The organism is Chromobacterium alkanivorans (assembly GCF_016937655.1).
Taxonomy (GTDB): domain Bacteria; phylum Pseudomonadota; class Gammaproteobacteria; order Burkholderiales; family Chromobacteriaceae; genus Chromobacterium; species Chromobacterium alkanivorans.
On the sequence record NZ_JAFHKL010000015.1, the window covers coordinates 45,583 to 72,022 of the forward strand.

Below are 26,440 nucleotides of genomic sequence, written 5' to 3' on the forward strand. Positions count from 1 at the left end.
CCATAAAAGCGGCGGGCGGAGCGCCCGCCTTGGCCAATCACAATCACAAGAGAAACCGTCATGAAGAAATTTACGCTCGCCCTGCTGTTGTCCGCCGCCTTCGCGCTGCCCAGCGCCCAGGCGCTGGCCTGGGGTCAGGAAGGCCACCGCGTCACCGGCTACGTCGCCCAGCAACTGTTGAGCCCTCAGGCCAAGGCCGCGGTCAATCAGCTGATCCCCAACGCGGACTTCGCCCAGCTGGCCCTGTACATGGACCAGCACAAGCAGGAATTGAAGCAGCAGCTGCCGGGCTCGGATCAATGGCATTACAACGACGAACCGGTGTGCGACGGCGTGGAAGAGGACGCTTGCCCCAGCGGCAACTGCGCGTCCAATCAGATCACGCGCTACAGCAAGGTGCTGGCCGACAAGAGCGCCAGCAAGTCCGCCCGCGTCCAGGCGCTGACCTTCCTGCTGCACATGATCGGCGACATCCACCAGCCGCTGCACGCGGCCGACAACCACGACCGCGGCGGCAACGACGTCAAGACGCGGCTGGCCGGCAGCAACAAGACCGGCAATCTGCACTCGGTGTGGGACACCGCCCTGGTGCAGCAGGCCTTGAGCGGCGCCAACGAGCAGAGCTGGGCGGCGCAGAACCTCAAGTATTACGCGCGCAACATCGCCGGCTGGCAGAGCGGGCAGGTCAATGACTGGATCAAGGAATCCAATCAGTACGCGCGCAGCGAGGTCTACGGCCCGCTGTCCAACTTCAGCTGCGGCAGCGCGCCCAGCGACATGGCCTACCTGGACCGCACCTACCAGACCGCCGGCGCTCAGCTGGTCAAACAGCAGCTGGTCAAGGCCGGCGCGCGCATCGCCATGGTGATCAACCAGGCGCTGCAGTAAACCGGCGCGTCCGCGCTAGAATGGCGGCTCCGTCGTCACCGGAGCCGCCATGTCCATTCACGAGCTCAGCCTCAAGGGCTTCCGTTCCATCCGCCAACTGCGGCTGGAGCTGGAGCCGCTCAACGTCGTCGTCGGGCCCAACGGCTGCGGAAAATCCAATCTCTACAAGGCGGTGCGCCTGCTGCACGAGGCCGCTTGTGGCCGCCTGTCCGCGGCCTTGGCGGAAGAGGGCGGCATCCAGAAGGCGATGTGGGCCGGCGGCCTGCGCCGCGGCGACCGCAAGGGCGAGCCCAAGCGCATGACGTTGGCGGCGCGGCTGGCCGACTACGACTACGAATTGCAGCTGGGCTACCCCGAACCCAGCCGCAGCCTGTTTTCGCTGGACCCGCTGGTGAAGGAGGAAACGCTGTGGTTGGCCGGACAGGGCCGCCGCCCCTCGGCCCAGGTGCTGGAACGGCGCAATCAGAGCGCCTTTCTCACCAGCGTGGACGGGGTCAGGACCACCTATCCATTGGGCCTGCAAGCCGAGGAATCGGTGTTCGGCCAATTGGCTGAGCCGCATCTTTATCCCGAGGTGTCGCAAGTGCGGGAGACGCTGCGGCGCTGGCGCTTCTACCATGAGTTCGCGGTGTGGCCCGGCTCGCCGCCGCGCGCGCCGCAGGTGGGCATCCGCTCGCCGGTGCTGGCGCACGACGGCGGCAACCTGGCGGCGGCCTTCCAGACCATTGTGGAGATCGGCGACGTCGAACTGCTGCGCAGCGTGCTGGCCGACGCGTTTCCGGACAGCAGCTTCCAGGTGGAGGCGCTGCACGGCCGTTTTCAGATGCTGATGCAGCGCGACGGCATCCTGCGGCCGCTGGAGGCGGCCGAATTGTCCGACGGCACCCTGCGCTTCCTGTGCCTGGCGGTGGCCTTGCTCAGCCCGCGTCCGCCGGCCTTCATGGCCTTGAACGAGCCGGAGAACAGCCTGCACCCGGACTTGCTGCCGGCCTTGGCGCGGCTGATCGCCGAAGCCGGCCGCCACAGCCAGCTGTGGGTGACCAGCCATTCGCCGCGGCTGGCGGAGCTGATTGCGCGACACCGGCCGCTGCGCCGTTTCACGCTGGCGCAGCGCGATGGGGAGACGGTGTTGGCGGACGAGGATTGAGTGGGGGCGATGAGCCCGGCTCGGCTTCACGAAAAGTGAAAATGGATGGATGCGAGGCGGAATATTTGCATGTAGAATCCCCGCCGTCATACCATTCAAATATAAGAAAGAACTTTCCGTGAAAAAACTATTTGCCGCGGCTTCCCTGCTCGCGCTGTTGTCCGGTTGCGCCTCCACCACGCTGGCCACGCCCGAGGCGGACGCCCAAGCCAAGCAGTTCAACTCCCAGCCGGCCAAGGCCCGCGTCTACATCTATCGCAACGAAGCGATGGGCGCCGCCGTGAAAATGAACGTGCTGGCCGACAACAAGGCTCTGGGCGACACCGTGGCCAAAACCTACATCATGGCGGACCTGGAACCGGGCTCCCATACCCTGGTGGGCAAGGCCGAGAACGACTCCAGCCTGACTCTGGACCTGATGGCGGGCAAGATTTACTACGTTTGGCAGGAAGTGAAGATGGGCGTGCTGTACGCTCGCAACAAGCTGCAGAGCGTTGACGAGGCGGAAGGTCAAAAAGGGGTGAAAGAGTCCCAGCTGGTGCAGTCGCCGCAATAAGCAATGGTGCTGGCGCGGCTGAGTAAGCCGCGCTCCGCAAGAAAAAGCCCAAGCATCCGCTTGGGCTTTTTTCATGGCTCAGACCGCGTGTTCAGGCCGGCTTCAGAAACAGCGCCTGCTCCGCCGCGCGGCGGCGGGTGAGGCCGGGCAGGACCTTGCCGCCTGCCTTGTTCCAGCGCGGGAACTGAGCGGCGGCGCCGGCGTAGTCGCGCTGATTCAGCAGGCGCAGCAGCGTGGAGTTTTGCAGCGAGCCCAGGCCCAGGTTGTAGCTGAAGCTGACCAGCGCGTCGAACTGGTTCTGGTTCAGCGGCACCTGGACCAGCCGGGTGACGCCGGCTTCGAAGCGGCTCAGGTCGCGCGCCAGCAGCGCGTCGGCCTGGGCCTGGGTGATGACCAGGCCCGGCGTCACGTCCGGACCGGTGTGGCCGTAGCCTATGGTCCAGACGCCCACCGCGTCCTGGTAGGCCTTGAGGCGCAGGCCTTCGAATTGCTGGATCAATTTGACGCCGTTGGCGCTGATATTCATGTCGGGCTCCTGGGAAGGGCCCCCGGCGGACGCGGAGAGACGCTCGAAAGAAACTGAGGCGGGAGGAGAGGCGGGCGGGGGCGGGACCGGCCGCGCGGGGCGGTCCGGGTGCGTCGTCCCCATTATGCTCAGGGCCCGGAGGCGGGCCGAGGCGACGGGCGTCAGTGCTGGGCGGTGGGTATCGCCTGCGGCTCCACCCACCCTACGCGTGGCGGCTTGTCATCGGTAGGGTGGGTGGAGCGCAGCGATACCCGCGCGGGAGTCTTCTCGGTATGAAGCGGACCGGAGCTAAAACCTGCCGGTGCGGACTGCGGCGGGCGGCGGTATCGCCTGCGGCTTCAGCCACCCTACGCGCGGCGGCTTGTCATCGGTAGGGTGGGAGGAGCGCAGCGATACCCGCGCGGGAGTCTTCTCGGTATGAAGCGGACCGGAGCTAAAACCTGCCGGTGCGGACTGCGGCGGTATCGCCTGCGGCTTCAGCCATCCTACGCGCCGGCTTGCCATCGGTAGGGGGGGAGGAGCGCAGCGATACCCGCGCGGGAGTTTTCTCGGTATGAAGCGGACCGGAGCTGAAACCTGCCGGTGCGGACTGCGGCGGGCGGCGGTATCGCCTGCGGCTTCAGCCACCCTACGCGCGGCGGCTTGTCATCGGTAGGGTGGGTGGAGCGAAGCGATACCCGCGCGGAAACCCCTTGCGTACAGGGTTTCGCGGCGTGTCAGGCTTTGAGCCGGTGTTTAGTACACAAAGCGCTCGCGCAGGTCTTCCAGGTTCAGCTCTTTCAGAATCGCTTCCTGGCGTTCGCGCGCGCTGTTTTTGCGCTGGCCGGTGTACTTGGCGATGATCAGCTCGTTCTTCATCGAGTGCTCCCAGCCCACCAGCTCGGTGACGGTGAGCTGATAGCCGCGGGCTTCCAGCTGCAGGCAGCGCAGCACATTGGTCAGATGGCTGCCGAACTCGCGGGTGTGGATGGGGTGGCGCCACATTTCGGACAGCGGAGTCAGGCCGAAGCTCTGGTTTTTCTTCTGGCGCAGCACGCCGGCCACTTCCGCCTGGCAGCAAGGCACCAGCACGATGTAGCGCGCGTTCTTGGCCAGCGCGAAGCGGATGGCGTCGTCGGTGGCGGTGTTGCAGGCGTGCAGCGCGGTGATGATGTCCACCTGCTGCGGCAGTTGGTCCGAGGTGATCGACTGTTCCACGCTCAGGTTCAAGAAGCCCATGCGTTCAAAGCCGAGGCGGGCGGCCAGCTCTTGCGAGCGGCTGACCAGTTCCGGCCGGGTTTCGATGCCGTAGACGCTGCCGGCGGCCTTGTCCTTCAGGAACAGGTCGTAAAGGATGAAGCCCAGGTAGGATTTGCCGGCGCCGTGGTCGGCCAGGCTCATCTCGCCTTTTTCCGCCAGCACGTCGGCCATTAGCGGCTCGATGAACTGGTACAGGTGGTAAACCTGTTTCAGTTTGCGGCGGGTGTCCTGGTTGATCTTGCCGTCGCGGGTCAGGATGTGCAGCTCTTTGAGCAGTTCCAGCGATTGCTGCGGTTTGATCTCGGGAATCAGGCTCATGGCGGCCTCCTGCGAAAAACGAATCGCCGGATTTTAGTCCAATTCGCGCCGGCGCGCTTGGGAGCTGGTTTCAATGCTCCTGTCTAACTGTCCCGCCGAAGCGCGGCGGACATTCTCAGGCGTAGAGCCTGTTCAAAGTCTCGCGAGCTAAGGCGAGACAAGGCGAAAACGGCTGAGAAAGCGGAATGTACGGGTGGTACATGAGCATTTCGAAGACGGTTTCAACGCCGTATCGCCGACGCGCAGCAGACTATGAACAGGTTCTCAGCCTGCGCTGGCCGGCTGCGCGCTTATCCGCTCCAGCCAGCGCAGCATGTCCTGCTCCACTTCCACGCGGTTGGTTTCGTTCAGCATTTCGTGGCGGCCGCCGGGGTAGACCGTGGTCTGCACGTCCAGCAGGCCGGCCTCGCGGTAGCGGATTTCCAGCTGGCCCAGGCCCAGCTTGCCCAGGCTGACCGGGTCGCGGCTGCCGGCCAGCAGCCAGACCGGACAGCGGCGCGGCAGCTCGTCGCCCTGCGCCTCGCCGCGCTCCATGGCGATGATGCCGCCGAACAAATCTATCCACAGGCCGGGGCAGGGGTCGAAGCCGCACAGCGGGTCCGCCAGGTATTTGTCCACTTCCGCCGGGTCGCGGCTCAGCCAGTCCATGCCGGTGCGGGCGGGCAGAAAGCCCAGGTTGAAGCTGCCGAAAACCAGCCGCGCCAGCAGCCGGCTGGGCCGTTCCGGGCTGCCGCAGCGGGCCACCAGCCGGGCCAGGCCGCGCAGCAGCCAGGCCAGCGGCCGCTGGCGGTAGCCGGTGGCGGACAGCACCAGGCCGGACAGCGCCGCGCCGTGGCGCAGGAAATAAGCGCGGGCGATGAAGGAGCCCATGCTGTGGCCGAACAATACCACCGGCAGGCCGGGGTGTTGCTCGGCGGCATGGCGGCGCAAAGTCTCCACGTCGGCCACCACCTTGTCCCAGCCGCCGTCGGCGGCGAAATGGCCGCGCAGCCGCGGCGCGGCGCCGTGGCCGCGGTGGTCGTGGGCGTAGACCGCGTAGCCGGCGGCGCTCAGGGTCTGGGCGAAGCGGTGGTAGCGCACCGCGTATTCGCTCATGCCGTGGGAGATCAGCACCACGGCGCGCGGGGCGCCGTCCGGCAGCCAGCAGGCGGCGTGCAGGGTTTCCCCGTCGTCGGCGTTCAGGTGGAAGGTTTGCATGCGTTGAGCCCTTTTATGGCCTGTTTTGACTGCGCCGCGGCATCAGGGTTGCGGCGGGGCGGCGGCTTCACAGCAGAACATGGCGCAAGGATGCTGGCAAGCGCTATCCAAATGTCCTGGCGTGTTCGCCGTCACCGGGATGGGACGGTATTTCGAATGCGTCCCCGGACGCGCCGCGCTTGACCAGGCCAGGCGGGGTGGGCAACATGGGCCGCATGCCGTTTCATACAGCGCGGCATCAGGAATGGAAGCCTGAATTGAGTAGGAGGGATTTATCATCCCTCGCCACGCTATAGCTGCGCCCATCAGGGCAGGTTATGGCAGGGAGGCCTTTGGCCTGCTGGCTCCTACTCGCCTGTCTTCCAACCCTGCCATATGCCTGCCCATCTTGATTGGAAGCGGGGTGGCAGGCTCTCTGTTCAGTAGGAGCCCGTCATGCCGATATTGTCAGTGCTGTCCCTGCTTTCAAAACCGCCTCCGCCCAAGGAGGCCGTTCAATCTCCCTCCGTTCCCCCGGCGGCTAGCCGTCTAATCAAGACCGTCAAATATCTGCAAGGTCTTCGTTCGGAAAATGCCGCGCTTTCCGCCATTGATCCGGCGTTGATCCATTTAACCCGCTGTTGCGAGCATTACGACGATATCGCCGAAGAGCTGCGTCAATGCAATGAAGCCTTGGGCGCGGTGCTGTTGATGCTGCGTCACACTGAGAACGCGCAAGTGCGCGGCAAGGCCTTGTGGGCCTTGCTGGAGCCTTTGCAGCAGCGTTTGCAGAGGGCGATGGAAAGGCTGGAGGCCGTTACGTCGTAGAACCGTTCACGATCCGTTGCGCATCGCGAGCAAGGCCTTGTTTCGCCTTGGTTGGCGTGATCCTCAACCGCGGGTGCTGGTGGGTACCGCCTGCGGCTCCACCCACCCTACGTGCGGTCGTTGGCCAGGGGGCCGGCGGGTGGCGCGCAGCGATACCCACGCGGGAGTCTGCGTCTGAAGCGAACGGGGCGGAAACCCGTGGGTGCGGACCGCGGCGGCGGGCGGTGGGTATCGCCTGCGGCTCCACCCACCCTACGTGTGGTCGTTGGCCAGGGGTAGGGTGGGTGGAGCGTAGCGATACCCACGCGGAGGTTTGTTGCAGAGGCTTGGGGCGCTTCGGATCGGCGGTTTTCTGGGTGCCCAGCCTGCTTCACGCTGAAAAGATCGTGCACAGGCTCTTGGTCTTGTGTTGACCGACGCGCCGCGCGCGGTGGGCAGACGTTCAGGCCAGCATGTGCTCCGGGTCGAAGTCCGGATTGAGCCGCGAGGTCAGCACGTGGTCGCGCCAGCCGCCGTTCAGGTAGAGGTAGTTCTTGGCGTGGCCTTCTATCTCGAAGCCCAGCCGCTTGAGCAGGCCGGCGCTGCGCAGATTGTGCGGCTGGTAATTGGCCTGGATCCGGTGCAGCTTGAGGGTGTCGAAGGCGCAGCGTATCACCGCCTCCAGCGCTTCGCGCATCAGGCCCTGGCCTTGGCAGTGCTGGTCCAGCCCGTAGCCCAGGTGACAGGACTGGAAGGCGCCGCGGCTGATGTTGCTGAGGCCGACGCTGCCTATCACCCGCTCCGGCTCGGCGTGCAGCGCCAGCAGGTAGCGGCCGCCGCGGCCGTCCTCCCAGTCGCGCGCGCGCTGGCGCAACTGCATGGTCCAGTACAGCTCGGTGAAGAACATGTCGCCGGGCTTGGGGTCCCAGGGCTCGAAGTGCTGGCGGTTGCGGACGTGAAAATCCAGCATCGCGCGCGCCAGCGCCGGCTGCGCCGGCAACAGCAGCAGGCGCGGCGTGCTCAGGGTGGCTTGGGCGATGGGCATGCGGGGGCGGTCAGGCGCTGGCTGGAAAGGCGATCTCGGCCGCCGCGCGCAGCAGGATGGGCACGCCGAAGCTGCCCAGCTTGGGCAGGGTGGCGTTTTCATGAGCGCGGATCTGGGCGGCGCTGGCGTGGTCCTTGTCGTGGGTGGTGTGCGCGTCGCTGGCCAGGATGATGGCGTAGCCGTGGGCGGCCGCGCTGCGGGTGGTGGTGTCGATGCAGAATTCGCTGGCGTAGCCGGCGATGACCAGTTGGCCGATGTCCGATTGTTGCAGTTGCTGGTGCAGGCCGGTGTTCAGGAAGGAGTCCGGCGTGGTCTTGCGCAGATAGCGGTCGTCCGGCTGGGCGTCCAGGCCGCGGGCCAGTTGCCATTCCGGCGAGCCGTGGGTCAGCGGCGCGCTGGCGCGTTCGTGCTGAACCCAGATCACCGGCGCGCCGGCCGCGCGCGCGGCGGCGGCCAGTTGGTTGAGGCGGGGGATGACGGCGTCGGCCTGGTCGGCGCGCGGTTCATTGTCGAACATGCCGCTTTGCACGTCTATGATCAGCAGGGCGGTTTTCATCGGGGCTTCCTGTCGCGGGATTGAGTCGCCAATGTCATATGAAATGGCTTAAAAAGCAAGCCCCGCCGGGGCGGGGCTTGGAACTGGTTCGGAGAATGTGTTTACGATTTTCCAGCAGTGCTTTGAAACATTATTCAATACTCAGGAAACCGCGTATTCGACGCGCCCCAACTCCCTTCAAGCCTGCCGACGGGTGGCAGGCCCGAGGTCTTAAGCGGCTGCTTGTTCGAGCAGCGCGACGTTAGCGCGCTGCGAGTTCAGCCGCGCCTCGGGACTGACGGGAACCGGCGGGAAGCCGTAGGCCAGGCTTGCAGGGCGGCCTTTAGGGTAAAGGGAGATTTGGCCGCGCAAATCTCCCTTTCCGTTTTATTCCCTCGCGACGCTACGCTTGCCTCGCTCGGTCAGGGCGGAACCGGCCCTTAATCATTATCCGCGAAGCGGATTCGAAAGTACCCGGCAAGGTAAACAGGCGCTTAGGCGGTCAGCCTGTCCAGCGCTTCTTTATACTTGGCCGCGGTCTTCTCGCGCACCTCCAGCGGCACCGTCGGCGCCGGCGCCTGCTTGTCCCAGCCGGAGGCTTCCAGCCAGTCGCGGACGAACTGTTTGTCGAAAGACGGCGGGTTGCCGCCCGGCGCGTAGCTGTCCGCCGGCCAGAAGCGGCTGGAGTCCGGGGTCAGCGCTTCGTCCATCAGCGTCAGCACGCCGTTCTCGTCCAGGCCGAACTCGAACTTGGTGTCGCAGATGATGATGCCGCGGCTGGCGGCGAATTCGGCGGCGGCGCGGTAGAGCTTGATCGCGGTGTCGCGCACCTGGGCGGCCAGCTCGGCGCCGACGATTTCCTCACAACGCTGGTAGCTGATGTTTTCGTCGTGGTCGCCCACCGCCGCCTTGGTGGACGGGGTGAAGATGGGTTCGGGCAGCTTGTCGGCTTCGCGCAGACCGGCCGGCAGCGCCAGGCCGCAGACGGTGCCGCTCTGGCGGTATTCCTTCCAGCCGGAGCCGGCCAGGTAGCCGCGCACCACGGCTTCGATCGGCACCGGCTTCAGGCGCTTGGCCACCACGGCGCGGCCGGCCACCTGCGGCAGGTCGGCGGCGGAGACCACGTCTTCCGGCGCGTCGCCGGTCAGGTGGCAGGGCACCAGCGCTTGGAGCTTGTCGAACCAGAAGTTGGAGATGGCGGTGAGGATCTGGCCCTTGCCGGGAATGGGGTCGTCCAGGATCACGTCGAAGGCGGACAGCCGGTCGGTGGCGATCATCAGCATGCGCTTGTCGTCGATCTCGTACAGGTCGCGGACCTTGCCGGAGTAGATTTTCTTCAAGCTGGTCAGTTGGGTGGTGTTGAGTCCGGTCATCGGAAATCCTCGGTGGAGCGGGCAATGTGTTTCAGCGCTTCGCGCCGGCTGAGCCCGGATAGCGGCGTGGCCGCGACAAAGGCGCGCACGGCGCTGGCGTCGGTGTAAGCGTATTCGCGCAAGGCCCAGCCAATGGCCTTGCGAATGAAGAATTCGGCGTCGCCGGCATTGGCGGCGCAGTAGCGGAACAGCCGTTCGGCGTCGGTGTCGGCTTTCCAGCGCAGCTGGTGCAGGATGGCGACGCGGCGTAGCCAGAAGTCGGCGTCGTCGCTGAGCGCGTCCATGTCGCGCTGCAACTCCCGGTGTTGGCGCACCAGGGCGCCGACCACCCAGGCGGCCAAGCCGTCCACGCAGTCCCACCAGGGCTTGGCGGCGGCGAGGGTCAGCAGCCGCGGCAGGCTGGCGGCCGGCAGTTCCTCGGCGCGCGCGGTCAGCAGGTCCACCGCCGCGTATTGGAATTCGCGCTCCGGCTGCCGCCACAGCTGTTCGGCCAAGTCCAGGCAGTGTTCCGCGGATTGGGTGTTCAGCGCGCGGATCCAGGGCGTGGACACTTTGCGGCGAGCCGGCGTGGGCACGCCGAGATAGTCGAACTGCTCGCGCATATAGGCGCGCATCGGCGCGGCCTTGTCCGGGACGGCGGCGGCGCTCAGTCCGGCGCGCAGCGTGGCGATGGCGGCGTTCACGCCGGCGCCTCGTCGAAGAAGCGCATGCCGGCGTAAGGCCGGGCGCGGCAGGTGGCCAGCCGCGAGGCCAGCGTGCCGACGTGCAGTTCCAGCTGATGGCCGTCCGGGTCCAGGAAGTAGAGCGAGTCGCCCTCGCTGCGGTTGTCCCGCCATTGACGGACGCCGGCGGCGGCCAGGCGCTCGCGCCAGGCCGGGAAGTCGGCGGCGTCCACGCCAAAGGCGTAATGGGTGTAGCCGGGGGCCGGCGCGGCGGCCGGGTCCAAGGACAGGCACAGCCACAGGCCGTTCAGGCTCAGATAGCCGCCGCCGTCCCAGCGCGCGTGGGGACGGCAGCCCAGGGTGAGGGCGTAGAAGTCCCAGGCGCGCTCCAGATCGCGCACCGCCAGGGTCAGGTGATTGAGGCCGTTCAGTGTCATGGCGAAAAAATGGCGAAGCCGAAAAGCTTCGCCATGTGCTTACAACGTATCCTTCAAGGCCCGGGCCTGGTCCAAGGCTTCGTCGGCCGTGGCCGCCATCACATTGAAGTGGCCCATCTTGCGGCCGGGGCGCGCGCTTTTCTTGCCGTACAGATGCAGCTGGGCGTTGGGCGCTTCCGCCAGCACGTCCCAGTTGGGCTGGGCGCCGTTGTCCTTCCACACATCGCCCAGCAGGTTGACCATCACCACCGGGCTGAGCAGGTCGGTGCGGCCCGGCAGCAGGCCGCACATTGCGCGCACCTGTTGCTGGAACTGGTCGGTCAGGCAGGCGGTGAGCGTGTAGTGGCCGGAGTTGTGCGGCCGCGGCGCGATCTCGTTGACCACCAGGCTGTCGTCTGCCAGCACGAAGAATTCCACCGCCAGCACGCCAACGTAGTCCAGCGCCTCGGCCAGCCGCATCGCCATGCCTTGCGCTTCGGCCGCCAGCGCCGGCTTGATGCGCGCCGGCACGATGGATTCGTCCAGGATGCCGCCGGCGTGGATGTTCTCGGCCACCGGGAATACCGCGCTCTGAGTGGCGCTGACCCGGGTGACGATGGCGGACACTTCCAGTTGCAGGTCCAGCATTTTTTCCAGCACACAGGCCTGGCCGCCCAGGTTGGCGTAGGCGGCGCGCGCTTCCTCGGCGTTGCTCACCCGCACCTGGCCCTTGCCGTCGTAGCCCAGCCGCGCGGTTTTCAGGATGCCGGGCAGGTAGGGCGCGAGTTCGACTTGGATGTCCTCCACGCTCTGGATGGCCAGATACGGGGCGGTGGGCAGGCCGGCCTTGCGGATCCAGGCTTTTTCCGCGATGCGGTCCTGGGCGATGGCGACGCAGTCGCCGGACGGCGACACGCGGGTGGTCTTGGCCAACTGGCGCATCGCGTCGGCGTTGACGTTCTCGAATTCGGTGGTGACGGCGGCGCAGCTTTTGGCCAGGTCTTCCAGCGCGGCCGGGTCGTTGAACGGCGCGCACAGGTGGCGGTCGGCGAAGTCAGCGGCCGGCGCGGCTTCGTCCGGGTCCAGCACGGTGACGCGGTAGCCCATGGTCTTGGCGGCCACGGCGAACATGCGGCCCAGCTGGCCGCCGCCCAGGATGCCCAGCATCGCCGGGGGCAGGATGGCGGCCATTATTCGATCTCCGGCAGGGTCATCGCCAGCACGGTTTCTTCTTGCTTGCGGCGGAAGGCGACCAGTTGTTCCGCCAGTTCCGGGCGGGTGGTGGCCAGCATGGCCACGGCGAACAGCGCGGCGTTGGCGGCGCCGGCCTCGCCGATGGCGAAGGTGGCCACCGGGATGCCCTTGGGCATTTGCACGATGGAGAGCAGCGAATCCTCGCCGCGCAGGTATTTGGACGGCACCGGCACGCCCAGCACCGGCACATGGGTCTTGGCGGCCAGCATGCCCGGCAGGTGGGCGGCGCCGCCGGCGCCGGCGATGATGGCCTTCAGGCCGCGCTCGGCAGCGGTTTCTGCGTATTGGAACAGCAGGTCGGGAGTACGGTGGGCGGAGACGACGCGGGTTTCACAGGCGATGCCGAAGTTCTTGAGCACGCGGGCGGCGTTCTGCATGACTTCCCAATCGCTGTTGCTACCCATCACGATGCCGACTTCAATCATGGCGGAGAAGCTCGCTGGTTGAGGCTAAAGCCGGGATTTTACCCGATTGGGGCCTGCTGCCGTTATGGTTTTTTATTTTGACATCAAGGTACTTAGGGCATATCACATCAGCCGCGGATAAGTGAACAGAATCAGGTGCACAGCGTTGAAGGCGACATGGGCCAGCACCGCCCACAAGACCTGGCGGGTGGCGGCGTAAACCAGGCCGTAGCCGAGCCCGGCCAGGGTGGCGAGGCCGACCCAGACCCAGCCGCCGGCGACGTGGACCAGGCCGAAAGCCACGGAGGCGGCCATCAAGGCGGCGAAGGGTTCGGTGCGCAGTTCCAGCCAGCGTTGCAGGCCGGCGCGGAAGAAGGCTTCCTCGGCCAGCGAGACCAGGAAGAAGTTGGCGAACAGCCAGGGCAGCAGCCAGTGCGGCAACTTCGGCGCCCAGGCGATGACGCCGGCCACGCTGGCCAGGCCCAGCACGATCAGCAGCAGCAGCGCGCCGACGCCGGCGGCGGCCGGGCCCCAGCGCCGCTCCACCTGCGGGCTGGCGCTCAGCACCATCAACAGCAGCCAGCCGGCGGCGCCCTTGTCGTAGCTCCAGTACAGCCGGTAGGGCGCGCTGTTGGGCGTGCTCAGGCCCTGCCACAGCAAGGGGTTGTCGAAGCCGGGCAGCGCGTGCAGCGCCAGCGCCAGCAGCAGGGCGATCCAGACCAGCCACAGTTCCGGCCGCCGGTAGCGCTGCGCGGTCAGGCTGACGGCGAGGGCGGCGACGAGGGCCGCCGCGCCCAAGGGCTGCACCAGGCCGCAGGCGACGGCGACGCCGGCGCTGCTGAGCGCGGCCAGACGCGACGGCCAGCGCAGGCGCAGGCTTTCCGCCAGCAGGGCCAAAGCCAGCAGGGCGAAGGCGGCCAGGGTGAGGGTATCGGGCAGGGGCATGGCGGGCTCGCGGGGGATGGGCGGAAAGCCAATGATACTGAAGCGGGGCGGCGACAAAAAGACCGCCGCGGGTCAGGCCGGAACCGGACCCGCGACGGCAGAGCGCTCCCGTGTGCGGGGAGAGGCGATGTTTAGTTGAGTTTGGCCGCGCGCACCGCCGCGGCGGCGTCGGTGATGCCGGCGGAGCATCCTTCGCAGTCCGCCGCCGGTTGGCGCGCGGTCTTGATCAGGATGTTGCGCACCGCTTTCCAGTTGAGGCTGGGGTTGGAGGACAGCATCAGCGCCACCAGGCCGGCGACGTGGGGCGTGGCCATCGAGGTGCCCTGGAAGGCGGCGTAGCTGTCGGCGCCGGGCACGGTGGTGCCGCTGTTCAGCGTGGAGTAGATGCCGGGGTCGCCGCTGTTGAGATCGCCGCCCGGCGCGGTGACGGTGGTCATCGCGCCGTAGTTGGAGTAGGAGGCGATGCCGCCGGACTTGCCGTTGGAGGCCACGGTGATCACGCCGGGGCAGCTGGCCGGGTTGGTGTTGCGCACGTTCTTCATCGCGTTGCCGGCGGCCACCACCACCACGCCGTTGCGGGCGTTGACTTGCTGGATGGCGTCGCGGTAGGTGCGGCTGCACGGCTGGGCGCCGCCCAGCGACATGCTCAGCACCCGCGCCACATTGGCGTTGACCGGCGCGCCGGGCACGGTGGCGCCCACCGCCCACAGCATGGCGTCGGCGATGTCCGAGCTGGCGCCGCCGCACTGGCCCAGCACGCGCAGCGGCAGCAGCTTGGCCTTGGGCGCCACGCCGGTCAGGCCGTTGGCGTCGCCGGCGGCCGCGGCGATGGTGCCGGCCACGTGGGTGCCGTGCCAGCTGCTGTTGCCGGCGCGGCACAGGCTGCCGTCGCTGTAGTCGCCCTGGTCAAGCCCGTTGTTGGTGCGCGCGCTTTGCACCGGCTGGCCGTTGCTGTCCAAGAGCGGGCTGCCGTCGGCGTTGGTTTGCGCCACCGCCGGCAGGCGGGCGCGTTTGGCGTCGGAGATGAAGTTGTAGCCCGGCTCCAGCAGATTGGGCTTGAGGTCGGCGTGCGGACGGTAGCCGGTGTCCAGCACCGCCACGGTGACGCCGGCGCCCAGCGACAGGTCCCAGGCCGCCGGCAGGTTCATCGCGCCCGGTTCGCCGGCGCTGGCTTGCATGTCCCATTGCTTGCCGGCGTACAGCGGGCTGCTGGGCAGGTAGTTGGGGCTCATCACGAAGTCCGGCTCGGCGTATTCCACCGCCGGGTCTTGCTGGATCTTGCGCGCCAGGGTCTGGGCCTCGGCCACGCTCAGCGCCTTGCCGCTTTGGTAGACGTAGGCGCCGGTGCCCATCTGGTGATGGAATTGCAGCGGGCTGCCGCTCAATTGCTGCACGCGTTGGGTGCGGGCGGCGAAGTCGGCCGGGCGGCTGGACGGCGCGCGGCCGCCGTTGGCGATGCGCGCCTGGGTCAGTTGCAGCTGGGAGACGCTGTGGTATTTGACGATGATGCCGGTGATGCCGGCGGCGGAGGGCGCCGCGGCGGCGATGTCGGCGCCGGCGCCGGCCAGCAGTGCGGCGGTCAGCAGGGACAGCGAGTTTTTGCGATTCATATTCTGTTGCTCCAATGCGTCGGGGGCTTAGTTCTTGACGTAGGGGATGGCGGCGAGGCCAGCCGGCGCGTTGCCGCCGGCGGACGGGCTGCCCCAGGCGACGAACTTGCCGTCCTTGGCCACGGCGAGGAAGCCGCCGAGCGGGGTGCTGTAGATGGCGCGGATGTTGACCAGGCGCGAGCGGACGGCGGCGCTGTCGCCGCCATGGGTGGGCGCGCCCCAGGTGACCACGCTGCCGTCGGCCTTCAATGCGGCGAAGGCGTAGTCGTTGGCGAACAAGGCCACCACATCGCGCAGGCGGTGGCGCACGGCGCTGCTGTCGCCGCCGCGCAGTTCATCGCCCCAGGTCACGACGCTGCCATCCTGGCGCAGCGCGGCGAAGGCCAGTTCGGTGGCGGCGATGGAGCGCACGCGGTTGAGCTGGTGTTGCACGCCGCTGGCGTCGTTGCGGGCGCCGTCGCCCCAGGTGACCACGCTGCCGTCCTTGCGCAAGGCGGCGAAGGCGGTCTTGCTGGCGTAGAGCTTGGCCACGCCGGCCAGGTTGCCGGCCACCGGGCCGGTGTCGGCGCCGCGGTCGAAGTAGGCGCTGCCTACGGTGGCCACCGAGCCGTCCTGCTTCAGCGCGGCGAAGACGTTGAGGTTGGTCTGCACGGCGCTGACGCCGGCCGGCATGGGCTCGCTGCCGTCGTAGTAGTCGCTGGTCTGGCCATCCCAGTTCAGGCCCCACACCACTACGCTGCCGTCTTTTTTCAGTGCGGCGAAGTTGTAGTCGGTGGCGGCGATGCTGGCCACGTTGTTGAGCTTGGCGGTCAGCGGCGAGGCGTCGCCGCCGGAGTTGGGGTCGCCGAAGGCGAGCACGCTGCCGTCCTTCTTCAGCACCGCCACCGCGCCCAGGTTGTGGCTGACGCTGGCGACGTCCTTCAGCGCGGCCAGGCGGCCGGCGTCGAAGTAGGAGGAGATGGATTTGGAGCCGCCGCTGCCGTCGAAGGTGGTTTCGATATTGCCCCAGCTGGTGGCGCTGCCGTCGCCGTTGAGGGCGACGAAGCCGCGCTTGGTGGGCCACAGTTTGGAAACTTTGTTCAGCGGCGCCACCGGCGAAGTGGCGTCGGCGCTGCCTATGCCCACCGAGCCGGCGAAGCTGGCGCCGGAGCCGGCGCGGCCCCAGCCGACGACGGTGCCGTCGGCCTGCAAGGCGGCCATCGCGCGTTCATTGCCGGCCACCGCCACCACGTTTTGCGGTTGGGCGGGCAGGGAGGAGGTGTCGCCGCCCAGGCGGCGGCTGCCCCAGACCGCCAGCGTGCGGTCCGCCTTGAGCACGGCGAACACCGACGGCGCGCTGAACACGTTTTGCGGCACCAGGGTCTGGCTGGCGCTGGTCAAGGCGCAGCTGACGGTGGCGGTCAGCGGCTGGTCCGGCGCGCTGTCGTCGGCGCTGAAGCCGCGGGCGCCGTTGCTCCACTGCACGCGCGGCTCGCCCAGGCACAGGCCGCTGGGCACAGCGGTCAGCACGCCGCCGCGGTTGCCGAAGATTTCCACCGCCAGGCGGCCGCTGCCGCCATGATGGCCGGAACCGCCGCCGGGGGTGCTGCCGTCGTCCTCGCAGCCGGAGAGGCCGCCGATCAGCGCTACGCCCACGGCGATAGCGCCAAGCCGGAACCATTGGGTTCCGCTTGCTTGTGTGTTTCTCATCACGGGTGACTCCTTTGTATATCTTGTCGTTTGTGTTTTTATCCTGGGTTTAAACCCAGAATGAATATATTGTCATGCGATAAGCATGATGGGTAGAGAAAACGCATGGACAAGACAAGAGGACGCGGGAGGCAAGGCGGCTGAGGGCGACGGCGCGCTGCGCCATTTTGGTGCGGTGGGCTGATAACCACCGGTTATAATTATTTGTGTTTTAATTTTTTATTGAAAAATCAGAGATTTGCCGGCGGCGAAAACGACGAGGAAGACAAAGCCAGCCGCGGCGGGCTGGCGTCAAAATGGGGCATGGCGGCCGGAGGAGAGCCGGCCGGGGTGTTACATTTTCGCCAGTTGCTGGCGCGCTTTTTGGGCGGAATCCGTCTTGGGATACAGTTTGATCAGGCGTTTGTAAGTGGCTTTGGCCTGATCCATCTGGCCCAGATCGCGCTGGCAGTTGCCGATATTGCGCAGGGCTTCCGGCGCGAAGTGGTTGTCCGGAAATTGCTCGACGAAGCGGCGGTGGATGTCGATGGCGGCGTCGTACTGGCGCAGCGCGGTGTGGGACACGCCCAGCCAGTAGGTGGCTTCCGCCACTTGCGGCGCCTGCGGGTTTTGCTCGATGAAGCCGCGCAGCGCGTCGGCGGCTTTGGCGAAGTCGCGGGCGCGCAGCAGGTTCAGCGCCTTGTCGTAATCCGGGCTGGTGGTGGCGCCGCCGTCCGCGGAGCCTGCGGCGGCGTCGCCGCGCGTGGCGGGCATGGGTTTGGCGCCGCTGTTTTCCAGGTGGCCCAACCGGCCGTCCAGGTCGTTGTACAGATCGTTCTGGCGTTTCTGCGTGGTTTGCAGATTGTAGTTCAGCACTTCCACGTCGCCGCGCAGCTTGGCCACTTCGGCCTTCATCGCTTCCAGCTGGCTGACCATTTCCAGCAGCTTCTCATTGGAAAGCTTGCTTTCCACTTCATTGAGGCGGGTGGAGGCCTGGCGGTTGACTTGGTCCAGCTGGCGGCGGGTTTCTTCCAGATCGCCGGTGGTGGCGCAGCCGGTGAGGACCAGCAGCAGCGCGCTGCAAAGGGTGAGCCGTTTCATGGTTGTCCCGGGATGTCCCGCCGTCCGGCCCGGAGGGGACGACGCTAGTGAGTTGGGTGGCAATGAATACAGCCGGATATCTTAACGGCAAGCGCGCGAAAGCGCATCCGCCCGATGTCCGGCTGTACAGCCGGCCCGAAACCGGGCCGGCGTCATAGGCTTAGAACCTGTTTACGATCTGCTGCGCGTCGGCGATACGGCGTTGAAAACGTCTTCGAAATGCTCATGTACCGTGTGTACATTCCGCTTTCTCAGCCGTTTTCGCCTTGTCTCGCCTTAGCTCGCGAGATCGTAAACACGTTCTTAGAACCCGTTCTTAGTGGCCTTGGTACACGATGTCGGCGCGACGGTTCTCGGCGAAGTCCGACTCGGTGTTGCCGGTGGCGCGCGGTTTTTCCTTGCCGAAGCTGACCGCTTCCAGCTGGCTTTCCTTGGCGCCCAGCACTTCCATCGCCTTCTTCACGCTCTCGGCGCGGCGCTGGCCCAGGGCCAGGTTGTATTCGCGGCTGCCGCGGGCGTCGGTGTTGCCCTGGATGATGACTTTCTTGTCCGCGTTCTGCTTCAGGTAGGCGGAGTGGGTTTCCACCACCGGCTTGCCGTTGGCGTCGACGGAGGAGGAGTCGAAGGCGAAGTAGACGCTGCGCTTGGCCAGCGGGCTGTTGGGATCGTTCAGCGGATCCACCGCCACCTGGTTCTGGTTGCCGCTGCCGGTGTCCACCGGCGCGCTGGTCTGCGGCGTGGTCGGCTGCTGGGTGCCGGCGCTGGTGTCGGCCGGTTTGGTGCTGGCGCAGGCGGCCAGCAGGGTTACGGTGGCGGTGCCGAGGACGAGTTGTTTCCAGTTCATATCAATAGCTCCAATTAAGGACGATTAAATGGGCCCCAAGCCGGGTCCTGTACATCGCCGTTGATAACGGCCAATTTCACTTTGCTGCTGCCATCCGTGGTGGCGGCGTACAACACGCTCTTGCCGCCGGCGTCGCTGGCGTACAGCACCATGCGGCCGTTGGGGGCGAAGCTTGGGCGTTCGTTGTAGCCGCCGTCCGACAGCGCGCGGCTGTCGTTGGTGGCCAGGTCTTGCGCCATCACGCGGAAGTTGCCTCCCTCGCGACGGATGTAACTCAGGGTCTTGCCGTCCGGCGACACCTTGGGCGACACGTTGTAGCGTCCTTCCCAGGTGACGCGCTGGGCGTTGCCGCCGTCGGCGGACACGCGGTAAATCTGCGGGCCGCCGGCGCGGTCGGACACGAAATACAGGCTGCCGCCGTCCGGGCTCCATGCGGGCTCGGTGTCGATGCCGCCGTTGTACATCAGCCGGCGCGCGCCGCCGCCGTTGGCGTTGATCACGTAGATCTGCGAGTTGCCGCTGGTGGTCAGCACCACCGCCAGCTTGCTGCCGTCCGGGCTCCAGGCCGGCGCGGAATTGCTGCCCTTGAAGTTGGCGGCGGCGAAACGCTGGCCGGTGGCCAGGCTCTGCACCCAGACCACCGGTTTCTTGCTTTCAAACGACACGTAGGCGATGCGTCCGCCGTCCGGGCTCCAGCTCGGGGAGATGATGGGCTCCCTGGAGCGCAGAATGGTCTGGGCGCGTCCGCCGTCCACGTCCGCCACTTGCAAGAGATAGCTGCCGCCGGTCTTCAGCACGTAAACGATGCGAGTGTTGAAGAAGCCCTTCTGGCCGGTGATCGCCTCGTAAATCATGTCGGCGATCGCGTGCGCCACCTGGCGGGTGCGGTCCGGGGTGACGGTGAATTCGCCGCCGGTCAGCTGTTTCTTCTGCGCGACGTCCATCAGCCGGAAACTGATCTTCAACTGGCCGCCGACGGCCGCCTCCACCTTGCCGATGGCGACGGACTGCGCGCCGGCGGCCTGCCACAGCGGGTAGCGGATGTCGGCGGGCTCGAACGGCGTGTTGGCCACGCCGGCGGCGTCCACCATGCGGAAGGCGCCGGAAATCGTCAGATCGTTCTTGATCACCGGGCTCAGCCCGCCCTGGGCGCTGGCTTCGTCCTTGAACGGCGCGATGGCGATGGCGTGGCGATTGGCCCCGCCGCCGACGATCTCGATGGTCATTTCCGCTTGCGCGCCGCCTGCGGCCAGCAGGCCCAGCGTGACGAGCAGCACATTCAACAGAGTTTTGAAGCTGGACATTAGTTCCCTCGAGTCAGTCTATCGGCATGCTAAGCCCGATGCACGGCGGCATGGTCAGCCTGGTTCCGCCTTGCGCTTCGCGCATGCCGGCGTATATCGCCGTCTTATGATTTGGGACGGAATTCCATTTTGAACTGCCGGTAACCGTCGTTGAAATTGGCGCCGGGCGGCAAGGCCGGGAAGGTTTTGGCTTCCCAGATCGCCCTTTGCACCGCGTCGTCGTAGGCCTTGCTGCCGCTGCTTTGCAGCAGTTGCACCCGGTTTACCTCCAGCGAGGGCAGCAGGCTGACCTGCAACACCACTTTGGGATTGCCGCTCAGCTCCGGCGGCACCTGCACCAAGGGGGTGACTTTGGCCTTGACCCGGCTGATCCAGCCGGCTTTGGCCGTCGACGAGCCGTTGGCCGCGCCGCCGGCCACGCCGTTGGGCGAACCGGCCTGATCGCTGCGCGCATTGGCCTTGCCGCTGGTGCGCGGGCTGTCCAGGCTGGCCAGCAGGTCGTCGGCTTCCGGATTGTAGGTCTTGGACGGCTTGGGCTTGGCTTGCGGCTTGGCCGGCGCCGGCGGCGCTTTGGCCTCCGGTTTTTTCTCGGCGGGCTGGTCCGCTTTCTTCGCTTCGGGCTTCTTCGCCGGCTCCGGCTTGGGTTCCGGCTTAGGCTCGGGCTTGGGCTCCGGTTTGAGCTTGGGCGGCTCCGGCGGTTTTTTGTTGCGACCCAGGTTGACGTCGGCGGGCGGCTCCGCCACGGCGGGGCGCGGCGGCTCCACCGTCGGCGCCGGCTTGGGCTCGGCGGTCACGGTCGGCGCGGGCGGCGGCGGCGCGGTGGTCCACAGTTCCAGCGCCACCGGGGCTTGTTCCTGCAAGGTTTGGGAGTGGAAGCCGCCCCACAGCAGCAGGCCGGCCACGACGACGTGCAGCAGCACCGAGACGATCAACGACCAGGGACGCGGCGAGGTGGACACTGCGGCCATCATCCCTGCTTTTGCTGCTTGACCGTCAGCGCCACGCGCTTGACGCCGGCCTGGTGGAGTTTGTCGGCGATCTGCACCACCTCGGCGTATTTGAGGTTGGCGTCGGCGGAGATGGCCACCGGGCGTTCGGCCGCGCCCAGCGTCTGGATCTGCGCGGCCAGGTCGGCGACGGAGGCGACGTCGGTCTTGCGGTCGTTGTCTATCAGTTGGATCTTGCCCTGAGCGTCCACGGTCACTTCCAGCGGACGGGTGTCGATGCTGGCGGCCTGGGACACGCTGGGCACTTCGATCACGCCGGGCGTGAACATCGGCGCGGTCACCATGAAGATGACCAGCAGCACCAGCATCACGTCGATGTAGGGCACGACGTTCATCTGGTTCATCTGGCGGCGGGGACGGCGATTGAGCATGGAGCGTCTGTTAGCGTTGGCAAGCGGTCATGATACACCGGGCTCCGGTCTAGGTGGGCCGGCTAAGAACCTGTTTACGATCTGCTGCGCGTCGGCGGGATAGTTGGACAAGGGCGTTGAAACCAACTTCGAAATGCTCAGGTACCGTATGTACATTCCGCTTTCTCAGCGGTTTTCGCCTTGTCTCGCCTTAGCTCGCGAGATCGTAAACACGTTCTAAAGCGGGTCAGACCGCGGCGGATCATGAAAAGTTCATGGCCGCGGTCGCCTGGGGGGCTCAGGCCAGCCGCGTGCACAAGGTCAGCCCATCTCCCACCGGCAGCACGCACATGCGGATGCGCGGGTCGTGTTTCAGGCCGGCGTTGAATTCGTGCATCAGGTGGACGCCGGGCGGGTCTTCCGGCTTGGGTTCCACCACGCGGCCGGACAGGAAGATGTTGTCGATGGCGATCACGCCGCCGGGGCGCACTAGTTGCAGGCAGGCTTCGTAATAGTCGCGGTAGGAAGGTTTGTCCGCGTCGATGAAGGCCAGGTCGTACTGGCCCGCCTGGCCGGCGTCCAGTTGCTGGCGCAAGGTGGCGAGCGCCGGCTGCAGCACCAGTTCGATGCGATCGGCGACGCCGGCGCGGGCCCAGTAGTCGCGGGCGACGTCGGTGAAGGTCTCGCTGACGTCGCAGGCCAGCGTGCGGCCGTCTTCCGGCATCGCCAAGGTCACCGCCAGCGAGCTGTAGCCGGTGAACACGCCGATCTCCAGATAGCGGCGCGCGCCTATCAGTTGCGCCAGCCAGGCCATGAACTGGCCTTGCTCCGGCGCGATCTGCATTTTGGCCATGCGGTGGGTGGCGGTGAATTCGCGCAGCTCGCGCATCACCGGATGTTCGCTGAGGCTGATGTTCAGCAGGTAGTCGTGCAAGGCGCCGTCTAGCGCCACGGTGCGGCTGGTCATGGGTGTGCAGTGCAATCGGAAACGCCCGCGGCGCGGGCGTCGGGTCAGGCGGGAGCCGGGCTTATTCCGGCTGGTAAACGTAGGGCTGTTGCGGCACGCGGGATTCTTTCCAGCGCTTCTGGTCGTCGGCGTTCAGCTGACGATCCCACAGGGTCAGGCGCAGTTCGCGGCGCTGGCTGTCCACTTCCGGGTGTTCTTCCAGGAAGCCGTTGATGAATTGGGTGAAATCGGACTGATACATCGCATCGTTCCTTCTAAGGCTGATGCCGTGATTTTAATCGATAAATCGCCGCGCAGTCAGCCTGATGGCCGCGCTTTACATTCATTTTGACAACAGATTTCACAGTACAGCGCAAATCCTGGTTGCGCGAAACGCGCTTTGCTGCGATATTGCGTAAAAGATTTAAAGACATTAAAGAGAAATTTTAAACTGAAAAGGTGGATTTGTTTAATCAAATTAAACTTAATGGTTTATGTGATGCGAATTCGCAATGTGGACAGCCTGGTGCAGTTCTACCCCGAGACCTTGACCTATCTGAGGTTGCTGGCTCGGTTGACGCACTTGGCGATGGTGTTGGCGCCCGGCGGCGCGCTGTTGCTGCTTGAACCGGCGTCGTCGGCGGCCCGCGGGCAGGCCGCCCAGGTGTTGTTGCTGGCCGGAGTCCTGGCCTTGTTGTCTTTTCAGGCGCTGGGCGTTTACGGCGGCGGCATGTTTTTGCGCCAGCTGCGTTTGCGGCCCCTGGCCGCGGCGTGCGCGCTGCTGTTTGCTGTTCTGTGGCTGGCGCGCGGGCTGTCGCCGGCGCTGGCGGCCTTGCCGGACCGGCTGTGGCCGTCCTGGTTCGCGGCTACGCTGGCTTTGTTGTTGTCGCAGCGCTTGTTGGTGCATGTCTGGTGCCGCCGGCTGGTGCGCCGCGGCGTGGGCCTGCAACGCACGGTGATCCTGGGCTGTACCGCCAGCGGCCATCTGCTGGCCGGCTTTCTGCGGGAGAACGCGGACATCCGCGCCTGCGTGGTCGGCTTCGTCGACGACCGTTCGGACCGTCTGCAATACGCGATGGCGGGCCTGCCCTATCTGGGCGGCATGCGACAGCTGGAGGAGAGGGTGCGCGAGGGCCAGGTGCAGCAGATTCTGGTGGCGCTGCCCTGGGCGGCGGTGAAGCGGATGGGGGATTTGGTCAGCCTGCTGCGGCGCTTGCCGGTGACGGTGCTGCTGGCGCCGGACATGGCGGGTTTGCGGCACGCCCATCACCGGGTGAGCGCGGTGGCCGGGCTGCCGATGTTCAATATTTCCGAGCGGCCGCTCAAGGGCTGGTCGCCCTTGCTCAAGCGCTGCGAGGACGTGCTGCTGGCCGCTTGCGCGCTGGCGCCGGCCGCGCCGCTGATGCTGTTGATCGCCGCGGCGATCAAGCTGGATTCGCCGGGGCCGGTGTTGTTCCGGCAACGGCGCTACGGCTACAACAACCGCCTGATCGAGGTCTACAAATTCCGCTCCATGTATGTGGAGCAGGCCGACGCCGACGCCGAGGCGCAAACCACGCGCCGCGATCCACGCGTGACCCGCGTCGGCCGCTTCATCCGCAGGACCAGCCTGGACGAGCTGCCGCAGCTGCTCAATGTGCTGGGCGGCAGCATGTCCATGGTGGGGCCGCGTCCGCACGCCACCGCCACCAAGGCCGCCGGCGTCTTGTTCGAGGACGCGGTGGCGGAGTATTCCGCCCGTCATCGGGTCAAGCCGGGCATTACCGGCTGGGCCCAGGTCAACGGCTACCGCGGCGAAACCGACACCCTGGCCAAGATAGAGCGCCGGGTGGCGCACGATCTCGAATACATCGAGAACTGGTCGCTGTGGTTCGACGCCTACATCCTGATCCGCACCCTGCCGGCCGTGCTGTCGGCCGACGAAGCCTATTGAGGCCGCCATGCAAACCCATACTCCAGAACTGATTCCCTGCATCGTGTCCGGCGGCGCCGGCACCCGCTTGTGGCCGGTGTCGCGGCAGGCGTTTCCCAAACCCTTCATCCGCTTGGCCGACGACCAGAGCCTGTTGCAGAAAGCCTTCCTGCGCGCCGCGCGCCTGCCGGGGGTGAAGCGGGTGATCATCATCACCAATCAGCAGGCGCAGCTGCGCACTCTGGACGAGTGCCGGGCGGTCAACGCCGGCGGGCTGGCGCTGGAGCTGCTGCTGGAGCCGGAAGGGCGCAACACCGCCCCGGCGCTGGCGGCGGCGGCCGCGGACCTGCTGGAGCGCGAGCCGGAGTCCAATCCGCTGCTGCTGGCGCTGCCGGCGGATCATCTGATCGCCGACGAGGCCGCCTTCGCCTCCGCGGTGGAGAAAGCCGCGCGTCTGGCCGGCGGCGGCCGCATCGTCGTGTTCGGCCTGACGCCCAGCCGCGCGGAAACCGGTTTCGGCTATATCGAGGCCGGCGCGGCGATAGGCGCGGACGGCCAGGAGGTGGCGCGTTTCGTGGAAAAGCCGGACCTTGCCGCCGCCGAAGGCTATCTGGCCGGCGGCCGCCACTTATGGAACAGCGGCATGTTCTGCTTTTCCGCCGCCGCCTTGTGCGCGGAACTGGCCGAACACGCGCCCGACGTGCTGGCGGCGGTGCGGGACTGCCTGGCGCACAGCCCGGCGTCCCTGCACGCGGACCACCGGCTGCGCGCGCTGGAGCGCGAGCGTTTTGGCCGCTGCCCGGACATCTCCATCGATTACGCGCTGATGGAGCGCACCCGCGTCGCGGCGGTGGTGCGCTGCGAACTGGGCTGGAGCGATATCGGCAACTGGGACAGCCTGGCCGAGCAGTTCCCGGCCGACGCCGACGGCAACCGCGTCAGCGGCGACGCCCTGCTGCGGGACAGCCATGATTGCTTCATCCAGAGCCGCGGCCGGCTGATCGCGATGCTGGGCGTGGACAATCTGGCGGTGGTGGACACCCCGGACGCCTTGCTGGTGGCCGACCGCGGACGCAGCCAGGAAGTGCGCGAGCTGGCGCGGCGGCTGCAAGACCAGGGCCATCCGGCCTGGCGGCTGCATCTGAGCTCGCAGCGGCCCTGGGGCCATTACACCGTGCTGGCGGACAGCGAGCGCTACAAGATCAAGCGCATCGTGGTGAAGCCGGGCGCGGCGCTGTCCTTGCAGATGCACCACCATCGCAGCGAGCACTGGATCGTGGTCAGCGGCACCGCGACGGTGACCCACGGCGAGCAAGAGCGCTTGCTGCACACCAATGAATCCACCTTTATTCCCGCCGGCGAAACCCATAGATTGAGCAATCCCGGCCTGATCGACCTGGTGCTGATCGAGGTGCAGAGCGGCGAATACCTGGGCGAGGACGACATCGTGCGCTTCGCCGACGACTACGGCCGCTCGGAGGCCGCGCCGTGAGCCGCACCGCGCTGATCCTGCCGGTGCGCAACGCCGGCCGCCACCTGGACCGGCTGCTGCCGGCGCTGGCGGCGCAAAGCCTGCGCCCGGACGAATGGCTGGCGCTGGACAGCGAGTCCAGCGACGGCAGCCGGGCGCGCCTGCTGGCCGCCGGCGCCAGCGTGGTGCCGGTGCGCGCCGCGGACTTCAATCACGGCGGCACCCGCCGGCTGGCCAGCGAGCTGACCGACGCCAAGGTGCTGATCTATCTGACCCAGGACGCCATTCCGGCCGGGCCCGACGCGCTGCGCCGGCTGCGCGACGCGCTGCTGGTCGAGGACGACATCGGCGTCGCCTACGGCCGCCAGCTGCCGCAGCCTGACGCCGGCCTGCTGGGCGCGCACGCGCGCCGTTTCAACTACCCGCCGTTCAGCCGCACCAAGCGGCTGGCCGACGCCGCCGAGCTGGGCATCAAGACCTGCTTCAGCTCGGACTCCTTCGCCGCCTATCGCCGCGAGGCCCTGCGCGGGGTGGGCGGCTTTCCCGCCGACGTGATCGGCTCCGAGGACGCCCACGTCGCCGGCCGCATGCTGCTGGCCGGCTGGGCGGTGCGTTACGAGGCCGCCGCCTGCGTCCACCATTCGCACGATTACGGGCTGCTGGAGGAAATGCGCCGCTACTTCGACATCGGCGTGTTCTACGGCCGCGAGCGCTGGATCGCCGAACGCTTCGGCCGCGCCGGCGCGGAAGGGCGGCGCTTTTTGCGCTCGGAGCTGGAAACGGTCCGCCGCGCCGGCCAGCCGTGGCGGCAGTCCGAAGTGCTGCTGCGCTGCGCGCTCAAGCTGGCCGGCTACCGGCTGGGCCACGCCGAGCGCTGGCTGCCGCGCGCGCTCAAGCGCCGCCTCAGCATGTTCTCCGCTTACTGGAAATGAATGC

27 protein-coding genes are annotated in these 26,440 nt (G+C 66.9%); 7 read left to right on the forward strand and 20 right to left on the reverse strand.

Going from position 1 to position 26,440, the window contains the following annotated elements:
* The first annotated feature begins 60 nt into the window (after positions 1 to 60).
* The 3 genes from JW897_RS21080 (at position 61) to JW897_RS24570 (ending at position 2,591) form a co-directional block, all read left to right on the forward strand.
* Positions 61 to 888 (forward strand): S1/P1 nuclease, encoded by an 828-nt coding sequence (locus JW897_RS21080; RefSeq protein ID WP_205467518.1) that lies wholly within the window; start codon positions 61 to 63, stop codon positions 886 to 888.
* Positions 889 to 937: 49 nt separating this feature from the next.
* Positions 938 to 2,035, forward strand: a complete 1,098-nt coding sequence (locus JW897_RS21085; RefSeq protein ID WP_205467519.1) for an AAA family ATPase — start codon at positions 938 to 940, stop codon at positions 2,033 to 2,035.
* A gap of 118 nt (positions 2,036 to 2,153) precedes the next feature.
* Positions 2,154 to 2,591 (forward strand): DUF2846 domain-containing protein, encoded by a 438-nt coding sequence (locus JW897_RS24570; protein ID WP_048416076.1) that lies wholly within the window; start codon positions 2,154 to 2,156, stop codon positions 2,589 to 2,591.
* A 91-nt stretch (positions 2,592 to 2,682) separates the two neighbouring features.
* On the opposite strand, the gene JW897_RS21095 is transcribed toward JW897_RS24570, so the two are convergent.
* From JW897_RS21095 to JW897_RS21105, 3 genes are all read right to left on the reverse strand, one after another.
* Positions 2,683 to 3,117 carry a lysozyme gene (locus JW897_RS21095; protein WP_205467520.1) on the reverse strand — a complete coding sequence of 145 codons (435 nt, stop codon included), beginning with the start codon at positions 3,115 to 3,117 and terminating at the stop codon, positions 2,683 to 2,685.
* A gap of 735 nt (positions 3,118 to 3,852) precedes the next feature.
* Positions 3,853 to 4,674 carry a class I SAM-dependent methyltransferase gene (locus JW897_RS21100; protein ID WP_048416074.1) on the reverse strand — a complete coding sequence of 274 codons (822 nt, stop codon included), beginning with the start codon at positions 4,672 to 4,674 and terminating at the stop codon, positions 3,853 to 3,855.
* A gap of 264 nt (positions 4,675 to 4,938) precedes the next feature.
* Positions 4,939 to 5,871 carry an alpha/beta hydrolase gene (locus JW897_RS21105; RefSeq protein ID WP_205467521.1) on the reverse strand — a complete coding sequence of 311 codons (933 nt, stop codon included), beginning with the start codon at positions 5,869 to 5,871 and terminating at the stop codon, positions 4,939 to 4,941.
* Between the two features lie 600 nt (positions 5,872 to 6,471).
* Between JW897_RS21105 and JW897_RS21110 the strand changes: the two genes are divergently transcribed.
* Positions 6,472 to 6,678: a DUF1484 family protein gene (locus JW897_RS21110; protein ID WP_205467522.1), complete on the forward strand. Its 207-nt coding sequence runs from the start codon at positions 6,472 to 6,474 to the stop codon at positions 6,676 to 6,678.
* A gap of 442 nt (positions 6,679 to 7,120) precedes the next feature.
* Here JW897_RS21110 and JW897_RS21115 read toward each other — a convergent pair whose 3' ends face one another.
* From JW897_RS21115 to JW897_RS21195, 17 genes are all read right to left on the reverse strand, one after another.
* Positions 7,121 to 7,702, reverse strand: coding sequence for a GNAT family N-acetyltransferase (locus tag JW897_RS21115; RefSeq protein ID WP_048415579.1), 582 nt, complete (start codon positions 7,700 to 7,702; stop codon positions 7,121 to 7,123).
* 10 nt (positions 7,703 to 7,712) lie between these two features.
* Positions 7,713 to 8,258, reverse strand: a complete 546-nt coding sequence (locus JW897_RS21120; protein WP_205467523.1) for a cysteine hydrolase family protein — start codon at positions 8,256 to 8,258, stop codon at positions 7,713 to 7,715.
* A gap of 473 nt (positions 8,259 to 8,731) precedes the next feature.
* The gene (locus JW897_RS21125; RefSeq protein WP_048415577.1) at positions 8,732 to 9,610 is read right to left on the reverse strand and encodes a phosphoribosylaminoimidazolesuccinocarboxamide synthase; all 879 of its coding nucleotides are present in this window, start codon (positions 9,608 to 9,610) and stop codon (positions 8,732 to 8,734) included.
* Positions 9,607 to 10,293, reverse strand: coding sequence for a DNA alkylation repair protein (locus tag JW897_RS21130; protein WP_205467524.1), 687 nt, complete (start codon positions 10,291 to 10,293; stop codon positions 9,607 to 9,609). Before JW897_RS21130 ends, JW897_RS21125 begins: the two co-directional genes overlap by 4 nt.
* A complete protein-coding gene (locus JW897_RS21135) occupies positions 10,290 to 10,709 on the reverse strand; it encodes a fosfomycin resistance glutathione transferase (protein ID WP_205467525.1) in 420 nt (139 codons plus the stop codon). The genes JW897_RS21130 and JW897_RS21135 overlap by 4 nt, the downstream gene beginning before the upstream one ends.
* A 39-nt stretch (positions 10,710 to 10,748) precedes the next feature.
* Positions 10,749 to 11,879 carry a 5-(carboxyamino)imidazole ribonucleotide synthase gene (locus JW897_RS21140; protein ID WP_205467526.1) on the reverse strand — a complete coding sequence of 377 codons (1,131 nt, stop codon included), beginning with the start codon at positions 11,877 to 11,879 and terminating at the stop codon, positions 10,749 to 10,751.
* Positions 11,879 to 12,367 (reverse strand): 5-(carboxyamino)imidazole ribonucleotide mutase, encoded by a 489-nt coding sequence (gene purE, locus JW897_RS21145; protein WP_205467527.1) that lies wholly within the window; start codon positions 12,365 to 12,367, stop codon positions 11,879 to 11,881. Before purE ends, JW897_RS21140 begins: the two co-directional genes overlap by 1 nt.
* A 102-nt stretch (positions 12,368 to 12,469) precedes the next feature.
* The gene (locus tag JW897_RS21150; protein ID WP_205467528.1) at positions 12,470 to 13,291 is read right to left on the reverse strand and encodes a CPBP family intramembrane glutamic endopeptidase; all 822 of its coding nucleotides are present in this window, start codon (positions 13,289 to 13,291) and stop codon (positions 12,470 to 12,472) included.
* A 131-nt stretch (positions 13,292 to 13,422) separates the two neighbouring features.
* Positions 13,423 to 14,901 carry a S8 family peptidase gene (locus JW897_RS21155; RefSeq protein ID WP_205467529.1) on the reverse strand — a complete coding sequence of 493 codons (1,479 nt, stop codon included), beginning with the start codon at positions 14,899 to 14,901 and terminating at the stop codon, positions 13,423 to 13,425.
* Between the two features lie 27 nt (positions 14,902 to 14,928).
* On the reverse strand, positions 14,929 to 16,590 hold the full coding sequence (locus tag JW897_RS21160) for an RCC1 domain-containing protein (protein ID WP_205467530.1): 1,662 nt from the start codon (positions 16,588 to 16,590) through the stop codon (positions 14,929 to 14,931).
* Positions 16,591 to 16,923: 333 nt separating this feature from the next.
* Positions 16,924 to 17,670: a tol-pal system protein YbgF gene (ybgF, locus tag JW897_RS21165; protein WP_048415570.1), complete on the reverse strand. Its 747-nt coding sequence runs from the start codon at positions 17,668 to 17,670 to the stop codon at positions 16,924 to 16,926.
* A 316-nt stretch (positions 17,671 to 17,986) separates the two neighbouring features.
* Positions 17,987 to 18,514, reverse strand: a complete 528-nt coding sequence (gene pal, locus JW897_RS21170) for a peptidoglycan-associated lipoprotein Pal (RefSeq protein WP_205467531.1) — start codon at positions 18,512 to 18,514, stop codon at positions 17,987 to 17,989.
* Positions 18,515 to 18,528: 14 nt separating this feature from the next.
* The gene (tolB, locus tag JW897_RS21175) at positions 18,529 to 19,818 is read right to left on the reverse strand and encodes a Tol-Pal system beta propeller repeat protein TolB (RefSeq protein ID WP_205467532.1); all 1,290 of its coding nucleotides are present in this window, start codon (positions 19,816 to 19,818) and stop codon (positions 18,529 to 18,531) included.
* A 104-nt stretch (positions 19,819 to 19,922) separates the two neighbouring features.
* Positions 19,923 to 20,789: an energy transducer TonB gene (locus tag JW897_RS21180; protein ID WP_205467533.1), complete on the reverse strand. Its 867-nt coding sequence runs from the start codon at positions 20,787 to 20,789 to the stop codon at positions 19,923 to 19,925.
* Positions 20,786 to 21,196 carry a biopolymer transporter ExbD gene (locus JW897_RS21185; RefSeq protein ID WP_205467534.1) on the reverse strand — a complete coding sequence of 137 codons (411 nt, stop codon included), beginning with the start codon at positions 21,194 to 21,196 and terminating at the stop codon, positions 20,786 to 20,788. Before JW897_RS21185 ends, JW897_RS21180 begins: the two co-directional genes overlap by 4 nt.
* 277 nt (positions 21,197 to 21,473) lie before the next feature.
* The gene (locus tag JW897_RS21190) at positions 21,474 to 22,142 is read right to left on the reverse strand and encodes a class I SAM-dependent methyltransferase (protein WP_048415567.1); all 669 of its coding nucleotides are present in this window, start codon (positions 22,140 to 22,142) and stop codon (positions 21,474 to 21,476) included.
* A 61-nt stretch (positions 22,143 to 22,203) separates the two neighbouring features.
* Positions 22,204 to 22,383, reverse strand: coding sequence for a DUF3460 family protein (locus JW897_RS21195; protein WP_019101069.1), 180 nt, complete (start codon positions 22,381 to 22,383; stop codon positions 22,204 to 22,206).
* A gap of 237 nt (positions 22,384 to 22,620) precedes the next feature.
* Between JW897_RS21195 and JW897_RS21200 the strand changes: the two genes are divergently transcribed.
* The 3 genes from JW897_RS21200 to JW897_RS21210 are packed head-to-tail and all read left to right on the forward strand — an operon-like array spanning position 22,621 to position 26,436.
* Positions 22,621 to 24,054: an undecaprenyl-phosphate glucose phosphotransferase gene (locus JW897_RS21200; RefSeq protein ID WP_205467535.1), complete on the forward strand. Its 1,434-nt coding sequence runs from the start codon at positions 22,621 to 22,623 to the stop codon at positions 24,052 to 24,054.
* Positions 24,055 to 24,061: 7 nt separating this feature from the next.
* Positions 24,062 to 25,525, forward strand: coding sequence for a mannose-1-phosphate guanylyltransferase/mannose-6-phosphate isomerase (locus tag JW897_RS21205; RefSeq protein ID WP_205467536.1), 1,464 nt, complete (start codon positions 24,062 to 24,064; stop codon positions 25,523 to 25,525).
* On the forward strand, positions 25,522 to 26,436 hold the full coding sequence (locus tag JW897_RS21210; protein ID WP_205467537.1) for a glycosyltransferase: 915 nt from the start codon (positions 25,522 to 25,524) through the stop codon (positions 26,434 to 26,436). The genes JW897_RS21205 and JW897_RS21210 overlap by 4 nt, the downstream gene beginning before the upstream one ends.
* Positions 26,437 to 26,440: the final 4 nt, after the last annotated feature.

Bases quoted from the DNA above. Each gene is read 5' to 3' on its own strand.
- JW897_RS21080 (WP_205467518.1), top strand. From the start codon at position 61: ATGAAGAAATTTACGCTCGCCCTGCTGTTGTCCGCCGCCTTCGCGCTG.
- JW897_RS21085 (WP_205467519.1), top strand. From the start codon at position 938: ATGTCCATTCACGAGCTCAGCCTCAAGGGCTTCCGTTCCATCCGCCAA.
- JW897_RS21095 (WP_205467520.1), bottom strand. From the start codon at position 3,117: ATGAATATCAGCGCCAACGGCGTCAAATTGATCCAGCAATTCGAAGGC.
- JW897_RS21100 (WP_048416074.1), bottom strand. From the start codon at position 4,674: ATGAGCCTGATTCCCGAGATCAAACCGCAGCAATCGCTGGAACTGCTC.
- JW897_RS21105 (WP_205467521.1), bottom strand. From the start codon at position 5,871: ATGCAAACCTTCCACCTGAACGCCGACGACGGGGAAACCCTGCACGCC.
- JW897_RS21115 (WP_048415579.1), bottom strand. From the start codon at position 7,702: ATGCCCATCGCCCAAGCCACCCTGAGCACGCCGCGCCTGCTGCTGTTG.
- JW897_RS21120 (WP_205467523.1), bottom strand. From the start codon at position 8,258: ATGAAAACCGCCCTGCTGATCATAGACGTGCAAAGCGGCATGTTCGAC.
- JW897_RS21125 (WP_048415577.1), bottom strand. From the start codon at position 9,610: ATGACCGGACTCAACACCACCCAACTGACCAGCTTGAAGAAAATCTAC.
- JW897_RS21135 (WP_205467525.1), bottom strand. From the start codon at position 10,709: ATGACACTGAACGGCCTCAATCACCTGACCCTGGCGGTGCGCGATCTG.
- JW897_RS21140 (WP_205467526.1), bottom strand. From the start codon at position 11,879: ATGGCCGCCATCCTGCCCCCGGCGATGCTGGGCATCCTGGGCGGCGGC.
- purE (WP_205467527.1), bottom strand. From the start codon at position 12,367: ATGATTGAAGTCGGCATCGTGATGGGTAGCAACAGCGATTGGGAAGTC.
- JW897_RS21150 (WP_205467528.1), bottom strand. From the start codon at position 13,291: ATGCCCCTGCCCGATACCCTCACCCTGGCCGCCTTCGCCCTGCTGGCT.
- JW897_RS21155 (WP_205467529.1), bottom strand. From the start codon at position 14,901: ATGAATCGCAAAAACTCGCTGTCCCTGCTGACCGCCGCACTGCTGGCC.
- JW897_RS21160 (WP_205467530.1), bottom strand. From the start codon at position 16,590: ATGAGAAACACACAAGCAAGCGGAACCCAATGGTTCCGGCTTGGCGCT.
- ybgF (WP_048415570.1), bottom strand. From the start codon at position 17,670: ATGAAACGGCTCACCCTTTGCAGCGCGCTGCTGCTGGTCCTCACCGGC.
- pal (WP_205467531.1), bottom strand. From the start codon at position 18,514: ATGAACTGGAAACAACTCGTCCTCGGCACCGCCACCGTAACCCTGCTG.
- tolB (WP_205467532.1), bottom strand. From the start codon at position 19,818: ATGTCCAGCTTCAAAACTCTGTTGAATGTGCTGCTCGTCACGCTGGGC.
- JW897_RS21180 (WP_205467533.1), bottom strand. From the start codon at position 20,789: ATGATGGCCGCAGTGTCCACCTCGCCGCGTCCCTGGTCGTTGATCGTC.
- JW897_RS21185 (WP_205467534.1), bottom strand. From the start codon at position 21,196: ATGCTCAATCGCCGTCCCCGCCGCCAGATGAACCAGATGAACGTCGTG.
- JW897_RS21190 (WP_048415567.1), bottom strand. From the start codon at position 22,142: ATGACCAGCCGCACCGTGGCGCTAGACGGCGCCTTGCACGACTACCTG.
- JW897_RS21195 (WP_019101069.1), bottom strand. From the start codon at position 22,383: ATGTATCAGTCCGATTTCACCCAATTCATCAACGGCTTCCTGGAAGAA.
- JW897_RS21200 (WP_205467535.1), top strand. From the start codon at position 22,621: ATGCGAATTCGCAATGTGGACAGCCTGGTGCAGTTCTACCCCGAGACC.
- JW897_RS21205 (WP_205467536.1), top strand. From the start codon at position 24,062: ATGCAAACCCATACTCCAGAACTGATTCCCTGCATCGTGTCCGGCGGC.